Source organism: Thermohalobaculum sp. (assembly GCF_058622915.1).
Window position 1 is genome coordinate 20,115 of the sequence record NZ_JBZSYN010000174.1, and the last position, 8,580, is coordinate 28,694.

The window sequence follows — 8,580 nt, forward strand, 5'->3', positions numbered from 1 at the left end:
CATGGGGTCCGCCGGCGTCAAGGCCGTTCCCGCTTCCGAGGCGCGTTCCGGGCAGATCGTCGTGATCGTCACTGGCATGTCCGGCGCCGGACGCACCACGACGATCAACGCTCTTGAGGATCTGGGCTTCGAGGCGCTGAACAATTTTCCCCTGGCGCTGGTGGAAAGGCTCGTGAAGGCGGGCGAGGCCGAGGCCCGCCCGATCGCGATCGGCGTAGAGACACGGACGCGCGGCTTCTCCACGCGGGCCCTGACGGGGCTGGTCGACCGGCTTCGCCTGCGTCCGGCCGTCGGTGCGCTGCTTCTCTTCCTCGATTGCAGCGACGAGACGCTGGTCGCTCGGTTCAACCAGACCCGCCGCCGCCATCCCCTGGCGCCGCGCGAGGACGTAGCCGCGGGCATCGCCCGCGAGCGCGACATCCTGGCCGAGGTGCGCGCCCGCGCCGACGCGGTCATCGACACCAGCGAGCTGACTCCGCACGCCCTGAAAGCCGAGATCGCGGCGCGCTTCTCGCCCCAGGTGGCCACCGGCATGGTGGTCGGCGTTCATTCCTTCTCCTACAAGAGGGGTGCCCCCGTCGACGCCGACATGGTGCTCGACTGCCGGTTCCTGCGGAATCCCTACTGGGACTCCTCGCTGAGGGGGCTTGACGGGCGGGACCCGGCTATACAGGCTTTCGTGCGGGAGGATCCGCTGTTCCCGGACTTCTTCGGGAAGCTGAGCGAGTTGGTATTGATGCTGCTGCCGGCCTACAAGGCGGAAGGCAAGGCCTATTTCTGCGTGGCGCTGGGCTGCACGGGCGGGCGGCACCGATCCGTGGTGATCGGGGAGCTCCTGGCGGCGCAGCTGCGTCACGCGGGATGGCCGATAAGCCTGCGGCACCGTGAGATCGAGCTCGCTCGCGCATCAGCCAGCGAGGGCGGCAGCGCATGATAGGTCTGATCATCGTGGCGCACGGGTCACTTGCGCGCGCCCTGCTGGAGGCAACCCAGCATGTGGTCGGTCCGCTGGAAAACGCCCATGCTATCGCGGTCGAGGCGAATGACGACCTGCATGTGCGGCAGGCCGAGATCAACCGGCTCGTCGTCGAGGCGAACTCCGGGGACGGCGTCGTGCTGATCACCGACATGTTCGGCGGCTCGCCGTCCAATCTTGCCTTCGGCGCCATCAACGGCCCCGGCATCGAAGTGATCTGCGGTGCCAATCTGCCCCTCCTCGTCAAGCTGGCGAAGACGCGCGATCGCCCGCTTGACCAGGCGGTTCGGGCCGCGCTCGATGCCGGCCACAAGTACATCGATGCGGCCTCGCGCATTCTCGACCCCTCACGCGAGCGCTGAGCGTGCGCCCATGCCGCTCGTCCGAAGCCTGACGATCGTGAACGCCAAGGGACTGCACGCCCGCGCCTCGGCCCGCTTCGTCGAGACGGTGGAACGCTTCGATGCCGCGGCAAGCGTTACCCGCGATGGCCAGACCGTCGCGGGGGACTCGATCATGGGGCTGCTGATGCTGGCGGCGGGGCCGGGCTCGAGCATCGTCGTCAGCGCCGAGGGCCCGGAGGCGGCGGCGCTGATGGACGCCCTGGTGGATCTCGTCGCAGCCCGGTTTGGCGAGGAGAGCTAGCGCCTACCAGGCGAGGCGCCTGGCCTCGGCGGCGCATTCGCCATGCTGCGGGCAGGTCGCGACATGATCGTTCACCATGCCGACCGCCTGAGCGAAGGCGTAGACGATTGTCGGCCCGCAGAACCGGAATCCGCGCGCCTTGAGAGCCAGCGACATGTCGCGCGAAAGCGCGGTCTGCGCCGGAACCTGGGCTGCGCATTCCCAACTATTCTGCCCGGGTCTGAAATCGACGAACTGCCAGAGAAAGCGGCTGAATCCTTGGTCCGACTCGACCTCGATCCACGCCCGGGCATTGCTGATGGCGGCTTCGATCTTGCCGCGATGGCGCACGATACCCGGATCTGCCAGCGCCCGAGCCACATCCGCCTGGCTCCAGCGTGCCAGACGCTCCGGATCGAAGCGCTCGAGCGCCGCCCGAAAGTTCTCCCGCTTCCTCAGGATCGTGATCCAGCTCAGGCCAGCCTGGAAGCCGTCGAGCACGAGCTTCTCGAACAGCGCCCGGCCGTCCGTCTCGGGCCGGCCCCATTCCCGGTCATGGTAGGCGACATAGAGGGGATCGGTGCCGCACCATGTGCATCGCTCGGCCATGCTCGTGCCTTGAAGAAACTCCGTCCGCAGACTGTTAAGAGGTTATTTAGAACAATCATGGAACAAATTGGAAGGTTGTTCCGCCCCGACGCGAGGCGATCTTGGCTTCAGGGGCAAGTGAGGCGGAGACGCGGATGTTTCGAGGGAATCGCAGGCCGCTGCACGCGAGCGCCAGGCAACCTTCGCTGATTCTGATCGGTCCGGACAATCTTCGCGCGCTCGAGGACCTGCTCGGCGAGGAGATCGTCGAAGAGGTCATGGAAGCGATCGAGCGCCGCATCTCCCGCGCCCTTGGCGGAGCCGGCACGTTGCGCCGCATCGGCCAGCGCTACCTCGCCATCACCTTGGCCGGCCCGGACCGCACGGCGGCAAGCGCTTTGGTCGCGCGGCTGCAAATCTCCGTCGCGCAGGATCTGATCGCCACCTCGCACGGGGCGGTCGCCGTGACCGTGTCGGCCGGTTGCGCTCTCGGCGAATACGCGGACCCGAAGGCGCAGCTCGCGGCCGCGCGCCGCGCGCATGGTGAGGCATTGGCCTCGGGCATCGGCTGCATATGCTTCGCGCCCGAGGGCGGCGCCGGATTGGCCGAGCGCGAGCGCAGCGTCGCCGCGGCCAGACTCGCGATGGGAGCGCTCCGCGAGCGAGACTTCATGATCGCCTTTCAGCCGGTCGTCCGGGCTTCGGGCACCAACCGTGCGGCCTTCCACGAATGTCTGGTCCGCGTTCGCGGCACCGACGGGGATCCGGTGGCCGCCGGAAAATTCCTGCCCGAGATGGAGCGGCTCGGCCTGGCGCCGATGATCGACCGTCAGGTCCTGGTCCTTGCCCTGGAGACGCTGCGACGCCACCCCGGCACACGCCTGTCGATCAACATTTCCCCGCAGACCATGCAGGACGCCCAGTGGCGGATCTTGTTCGACGAGGGGACCCGGCACGACCCGTCTTTGGCCGAGCGCCTGATCGTCGAGATCACGGAAACCGCCTCGATGCTTGACCCCGAGCGCACCCTTGGCTTCATGAATCCGCTTCGTCACAAGGGAGTGGCCTTCGCGCTCGACGATTTCGGCATCGGCAACACGTCTCTGGCGAGCCTGAGGGAGTTCCGCTTCGATATCCTCAAGATCGATGGCAGCTTCATCGCAAACGTCGCCACCAACCCCGATCACCGCTTTCTCATCTCGAAGCTGGTCGAAATCGGACAGCATTTCGAGATGATGACCGTGGCGGAGTTCGTCGAGACTGCGGTGCAGGCGCGCATACTCCGCGACCTGGGCGTCGAATTCTTCCAAGGCTACTATTTCGGCTCGCCGGGGCTGGTGTTGACGCCGCAATCGATGCCCGACCCGGTTGTGGTGAACGGATTTTAGTGCCGCGGATCGTTCACTTCTTGTCCCGGCTGATCCGGTCGAGCTGTGCCTGCATTTCGCGAATCTGGCGCTGCAGCCGGTCCAGGTTCTCGTCCACCCCGGAGGGTTTTGCCGGCTCCGGTCGCGACTGCGACTGCGGTCCCTGCGCCTGCGTGCCGCCACCCGTTGCGCCGGCGGCACCGAAGGGGGAGAACATGCGCAGCGCCTGCTCGAACCACTGCATGTTGCTTCGCGTCAGCGTCTCGAGATTGGCCATGGCCTGCGCTCCGCCGAAGGCCTGGCGCATGCTTTCCTGGTTCTGGCCGAAGGTCTTCATCGATGCCTCGAGGTAGCTCGGCACGACCGCCTGCAACGCGTCGCCATAGAGACTGATGATCTGGCGCAGGAAGGTGGTGGGCAGCATGCTCTGCCCCTTGGCCTCTTCCTCGAAGATGATCTGGGTCAGGACCGAACGCGTGATGTCCTCGCCGCTCTTGGCGTCATAAACCGCGAAATCCTGGCCGGCACGGACCATCTGCGCCAGATCCTCGAGCGTCACGTAGCTGCTCTTCGCCGTGTTGTAGAGCCGGCGGTTGGCGTATTTCTTGATGACGATCTTCTCCGAGCCTTCGGCGCTTTCGTTGCCGCGGTCACGTGCAGTCACGATTTTGCTCTCCCTTCCTCACGGCCCCGGACCGGATCGGCTCCATTATGTTGCATTCGCGGTGCCGCAGCGCAATCGCAATTTTGCATATGCGAAACGGACTTCGCCGGGCGAGGGCGACCGGTGCTGTCGCCGCCCCGCGTGCGGCCCGCCATGCTGCGCCGCAGCAATCCGACGCATTGCAGACGGGCGCGCGCCGTGAGACATAGGAGGCAACCAAATCCGGGCGACTCGCCACAGGACCAAGAGAGGAGATCCAATGACCAATGTCGTCATCGCCTCGGCTGCCCGCACGCCGGTCGGCACCTTCAACGGAGCCCTTGCCAGCATGCCCGCGCACGAGCTCGGCTCGCTCGCCATCCGGGCCGCTCTCGAGCGAGCGGGCGTCGAGCCGGGGGAGGTCAGCGAGACCATCCTGGGGCAAGTGCTCACCGCGGGTCAGGGCATGAACCCCGCCCGCCAGGCCCACATCGCCGCCGGACTGCCTGTCGAGAGCGTTGCCTGGGGCATCAACCAGGTCTGCGGATCGGGACTGCGCGCGGTGGCGCTCGGCGCACAGCACATCGCCCTTGGCGACGCAGCGGTCGTGGTCGCCGGCGGCCAGGAGTCGATGTCGTGCTCGACGCACTGCGCGCATCTGCGTACTGGCACCAAGATGGGCGACGTTAAGTTCATCGATACGATGATCCGCGACGGCCTGTGGGACGCGTTCAACGGCTACCACATGGGCAACACCGCCGAGAACGTCGCCCGCAAGTGGCAGCTGTCGCGCGAGGAGCAGGACCGCTTCGCGCTGGCCAGCCAGCAGAAGGCCTCGGCGGCCCAGAAGGCGGGCCGGTTCGAGGACGAGATCACGCCGATCACCGTCAAGACGCGCAAGGGCGATGTCGTCGTCGACAAGGACGAGTACATCCGCCACGATGCCTCGATGGAGACCATGGCCAAGCTGCGCCCGGCCTTCGACAAGGACGGCACGGTAACCGCCGGCAACGCCTCCGGCATCAACGATGGCGCCGCGGTCACGCTGCTGATGACGGCCGAGGAGGCCGAGCGCCGCGGCATCGAGCCCCTGGCCCGGATCGTCAGCTACGCCACCGCCGGCGTCGACCCGGCGATCATGGGAACCGGTCCGATCCCGGCGAGCCGCAAGGCGCTGGAGAAGGCGGGATGGAAGATCGACGACCTCGATCTCGTCGAGGCCAACGAGGCTTTCGCCGCGCAGGCCTGCGCGGTCAACAAGGACCTTGGATGGAACCCCGACATCGTCAACGTCAACGGCGGGGCGATCGCCATCGGCCACCCGATCGGCGCCTCGGGTGCGCGCATCCTGAACACGCTGCTGTTCGAGATGAAGCGCCGCGGGGCCAAGCGCGGTCTGGCGACGCTGTGCATCGGCGGCGGCATGGGCGTTGCCGTGTGCGTCGAGCGCGCCTGACACTGAAGCGAGCGGGCCGGTTGGCCTGCTCGGCTTTGCATTTCACAAACGAGGGAGGATTCCATGGCACGGGTAGCACTGGTCACCGGCGGCACGCGCGGCATCGGCGCCGCCATCGCCAAGGCGCTGAAAGCCGAAGGCTACAAGGTGGCCGCCAACTATGCCGGCAATGACGAGACGGCGAACAAGTTCAGGGAGGAGACGGGCATTCCCGTTTTCAAGTGGTCGGTTGCCGACTACCAGGCCTGCGTCGACGGCATTGCCAAGGTCGAGGCCGAGCTCGGTCCGATCGAGGTGCTGGTGAACAATGCCGGCATCACCCGGGACGCCATGTTCCACAGGATGACGCCCGAGCAGTGGAACGAGGTGATCTCGACCAACCTGAGCGGTCTTTTCAACATGACCCACCCGGTCTGGCCGAAGATGCGCGAGGCCAAGTTCGGTCGCATCGTCAACATCTCCTCGATCAACGGGCAGAAGGGTCAGGCGGGGCAGGTGAACTACTCGGCCTCGAAGGCCGGCGACATCGGCTTCACCAAGGCGCTGGCGCAGGAAGGGGCGCGGGCCGGCATCACCGTAAATGCCGTGTGCCCCGGCTATATCGGAACCGAGATGGTGCGCGCCATCGACGAGAAGGTGCTGAACGAGCGCATCATCCCGCAAATTCCTGTGGGACGCCTGGGCGAGCCCGAGGAGATCGCGCGCTGCGTGGTCTTCCTCGCCTCGGACGGTGCGGGCTTCGTCACCGGCGCGACCATCTCGGCGAATGGCGGGCAGTACTTCGCCTGAGCCGGCGCGCAGGAGATAATCCCGGGCTGGCGCCTCTAACGGCGCCGGCCGGGGCTTCCTATGTAGCGGGCAGCGCGGGGGACAGCGAGAGGCAGCAATGCGAATAGGCATCATCGAGGCGGGCCACGTGAACGACGCGCTCAGGGTCCGATTCGGCGATTACCCGTCGATTTTCGAGACGTTGCTACGCCGCGCCGATCCGGCGCTGGGATTCCGCGCCTACCGCACTGTGGACGGCGAGGTGCCGCAAGACCCGCGCGCCTGCGACGCCTGGCTCATCACGGGCTCGCGTCACGGGGTCTATGACGACCTGCCCTGGATCGCGCCGCTCAGGGCGTTCCTGTGTGCGGCGCGCGACGTCGGGCGGCCGATCGTCGGCATCTGCTTTGGCCACCAGATCCTCGCGGAGGCCTTCGGGGGCCGGGCGATTAAGTCCGAGAAGGGCTGGGGGGTCGGCGTACACGAATACGAGGTGCTCCGTCGACCCGGCTGGATGGAGGCGGCACCGGACCGTATCGCCCTCCACGCGCTGCATCAGGACCAGGTGGTGGAAATTCCCCAGGACGCTGCGGTGCTCGCCAGCAGCCCGTTCTGCGAATTCGCAATCCTCGCCTACGGCGACCCCGAGCGGCCCGACGCCATATCCGTGCAGGCGCATCCGGAGTACAGCGTCGATTTCATGCGCGATCTTGTTACCCTGCGCACCGGGGACGTGATCCCGCGCGAGATCGGCGAGGCGGCGCTGCGTACCCTCGGCCGGCCTGTTGATTCGGGCCAGGTCGCGACCTGGATCACCGCCTATCTGCGCGAGGCCGAACACCCCGCTCACGCCGACTGACGCCGCCGGAATATCGATCGGCGCTTGCGCCGGTCCGGCGGGCCGCGGCCCCGCTAATGGTGCGTCGACAGCCTGGTTATCTCCTCCTTCAACATCAGCTTCTGTCGTTTCATCGCCGTTATCACCAGATCGTCGCTCCCGGGGCGCTTCTGCTCTTCCTCGATCTTCCGGGAGAGGGTCTGGTGCTTCTCGCGCAACTGCTCGAGATGAGACGACAGGCTCATGGGAGTCCTCCCTTGCTGTTGTCCAAAGGGGAAATTACAGCAGTGTTTCCCCGTATTGTCATCACCTAGTTGCTTTTGCGCGCAGACCAAGAGCTTGGCCAGCCTACCCACAGGATTATCAACACTGGAGACGGGCGACTCAGCCAGCGGGCCTTGGCAGCGCGTGCTCGACCAAGCTCGTCCAGTAGGTGACGCCGAGCGGGATTAGCGAGTCGTTAAAGTTGTAGGCCGAATTGTGCAGCGGCGCGCTGTCGCCGTTGCCGATCAGCACGTAGGCGCCGGGGACCTCGCGCGCGAGGAACGAGAAGTCCTCGCCGGCCATGGTCGGCTCGTGGCCGCGCCGGACGCGTGCGTCACCGAAGGTCGCCCGCAGCACCTTCTCGGCAAAGTCGGCCTCGCCGGCGTCGTTGACGGTCGGCGGGTAGGGGTTCGGGCCGTAAGCCACCTCGATCCGGACCCTGAGCGCACTGGCGACGCCAGCGGCGATGCGGTCAATCTCGTGCTGAACCTGGCTGTAGATACCCTCGTCGAAGGTTCGGATCGTGCCCAACAGTTCGACGCGGTCCGGGATGACGTTGTGCGTGGTGCCGCCGCTGAATCGGGTCACCGACAGCACCGCGGGCTGCTGCGCGTCGACCACCCGGCTGACCACCGTCTGCAAGGCCGTGACGAGCTGGGCGCCGGCGACGATCGGATCGCGGGCCTCGTGCGGCCGCGCGGCATGCGCGCCCTTCCCGCCGATGGTGATGGTGAACTCGCCCGCGGCCGCCAGCACGGGCCCGTCCTTCACGGCGAATTCGCCCAGCGGCAGGCCGGGCCAGTTGTGCATTCCATAGACGGCGCGCGGGCGGAAGCGGTCGAACAGGCCGTCGTCGAGCATCGCCTTGGCCCCGGCCCCGCCCTCCTCGGCGGGCTGAAAGCAGAAAAAGACCGTGCCAGAGAAGTTCCGCGTCTCCGCCAGATGGCGTGCGGCGCCAAGCAGCATTGTGGTGTGTCCGTCGTGGCCGCAGGCGTGCATCACGCCGGCGTTCTCGGAGGCATAGTCCGCGCCGGTCGCCTCGGTGATCGGCAGCGC

11 protein-coding genes are annotated in these 8,580 nt (G+C 66.8%); 7 read left to right on the forward strand and 4 right to left on the reverse strand.

Features of this window, described 5'->3' with window-relative positions:
* The first annotated feature begins 1 nt into the window (after nt 1).
* From rapZ to AC32QD_RS13235, 3 genes are read left to right on the forward strand one after another with little or no spacing between them, the layout of a single operon-like run.
* Entirely contained in the window at nt 2-934 is a 933-nt protein-coding gene (rapZ, locus tag AC32QD_RS13225) for an RNase adapter RapZ (protein ID WP_492010975.1), read from the forward strand.
* Nucleotides 931-1,338 carry a PTS sugar transporter subunit IIA gene (locus AC32QD_RS13230; RefSeq protein ID WP_492010976.1) on the forward strand — a complete coding sequence of 136 codons (408 nt, stop codon included), beginning with the start codon at nt 931-933 and terminating at the stop codon, nt 1,336-1,338. Before rapZ ends, AC32QD_RS13230 begins: the two co-directional genes overlap by 4 nt.
* A gap of 10 nt (nt 1,339-1,348) precedes the next feature.
* Nucleotides 1,349-1,621: an HPr family phosphocarrier protein gene (locus AC32QD_RS13235; RefSeq protein WP_492010977.1), complete on the forward strand. Its 273-nt coding sequence runs from the start codon at nt 1,349-1,351 to the stop codon at nt 1,619-1,621.
* Between the two features lie 3 nt (nt 1,622-1,624).
* On the opposite strand, the gene AC32QD_RS13240 is transcribed toward AC32QD_RS13235, so the two are convergent.
* Nucleotides 1,625-2,209, reverse strand: coding sequence for a DNA-3-methyladenine glycosylase I (locus tag AC32QD_RS13240; protein WP_492010978.1), 585 nt, complete (start codon nt 2,207-2,209; stop codon nt 1,625-1,627).
* A 134-nt stretch (nt 2,210-2,343) separates the two neighbouring features.
* Between AC32QD_RS13240 and AC32QD_RS13245 the strand changes: the two genes are divergently transcribed.
* Nucleotides 2,344-3,576: an EAL domain-containing protein gene (locus AC32QD_RS13245; RefSeq protein WP_492010979.1), complete on the forward strand. Its 1,233-nt coding sequence runs from the start codon at nt 2,344-2,346 to the stop codon at nt 3,574-3,576.
* Nucleotides 3,577-3,589: 13 nt separating this feature from the next.
* On the opposite strand, the gene phaR is transcribed toward AC32QD_RS13245, so the two are convergent.
* On the reverse strand, nt 3,590-4,219 hold the full coding sequence (gene phaR, locus AC32QD_RS13250; protein ID WP_492010980.1) for a polyhydroxyalkanoate synthesis repressor PhaR: 630 nt from the start codon (nt 4,217-4,219) through the stop codon (nt 3,590-3,592).
* Nucleotides 4,220-4,478: 259 nt separating this feature from the next.
* Between phaR and AC32QD_RS13255 the strand changes: the two genes are divergently transcribed.
* The 3 genes from AC32QD_RS13255 to AC32QD_RS13265 all read left to right on the forward strand — a co-directional run bounded on the left by AC32QD_RS13255 (nt 4,479) and on the right by AC32QD_RS13265 (nt 7,281).
* Nucleotides 4,479-5,654 (forward strand): acetyl-CoA C-acetyltransferase, encoded by a 1,176-nt coding sequence (locus AC32QD_RS13255; protein WP_492010981.1) that lies wholly within the window; start codon nt 4,479-4,481, stop codon nt 5,652-5,654.
* A gap of 63 nt (nt 5,655-5,717) precedes the next feature.
* Nucleotides 5,718-6,443: an acetoacetyl-CoA reductase gene (gene phbB, locus AC32QD_RS13260; protein ID WP_492010982.1), complete on the forward strand. Its 726-nt coding sequence runs from the start codon at nt 5,718-5,720 to the stop codon at nt 6,441-6,443.
* Nucleotides 6,444-6,540: 97 nt separating this feature from the next.
* Nucleotides 6,541-7,281: a glutamine amidotransferase-related protein gene (locus AC32QD_RS13265; protein WP_492010983.1), complete on the forward strand. Its 741-nt coding sequence runs from the start codon at nt 6,541-6,543 to the stop codon at nt 7,279-7,281.
* Between the two features lie 53 nt (nt 7,282-7,334).
* Here AC32QD_RS13265 and AC32QD_RS13270 read toward each other — a convergent pair whose 3' ends face one another.
* Nucleotides 7,335-7,505 (reverse strand): YdcH family protein, encoded by a 171-nt coding sequence (locus tag AC32QD_RS13270; RefSeq protein ID WP_492010984.1) that lies wholly within the window; start codon nt 7,503-7,505, stop codon nt 7,335-7,337.
* 139 nt (nt 7,506-7,644) lie between these two features.
* Nucleotides 7,645-8,580, reverse strand: a 936-nt coding sequence (locus AC32QD_RS13275) for an amidohydrolase (protein WP_492010985.1), incomplete at its 5' end; no start/stop codon positions are given.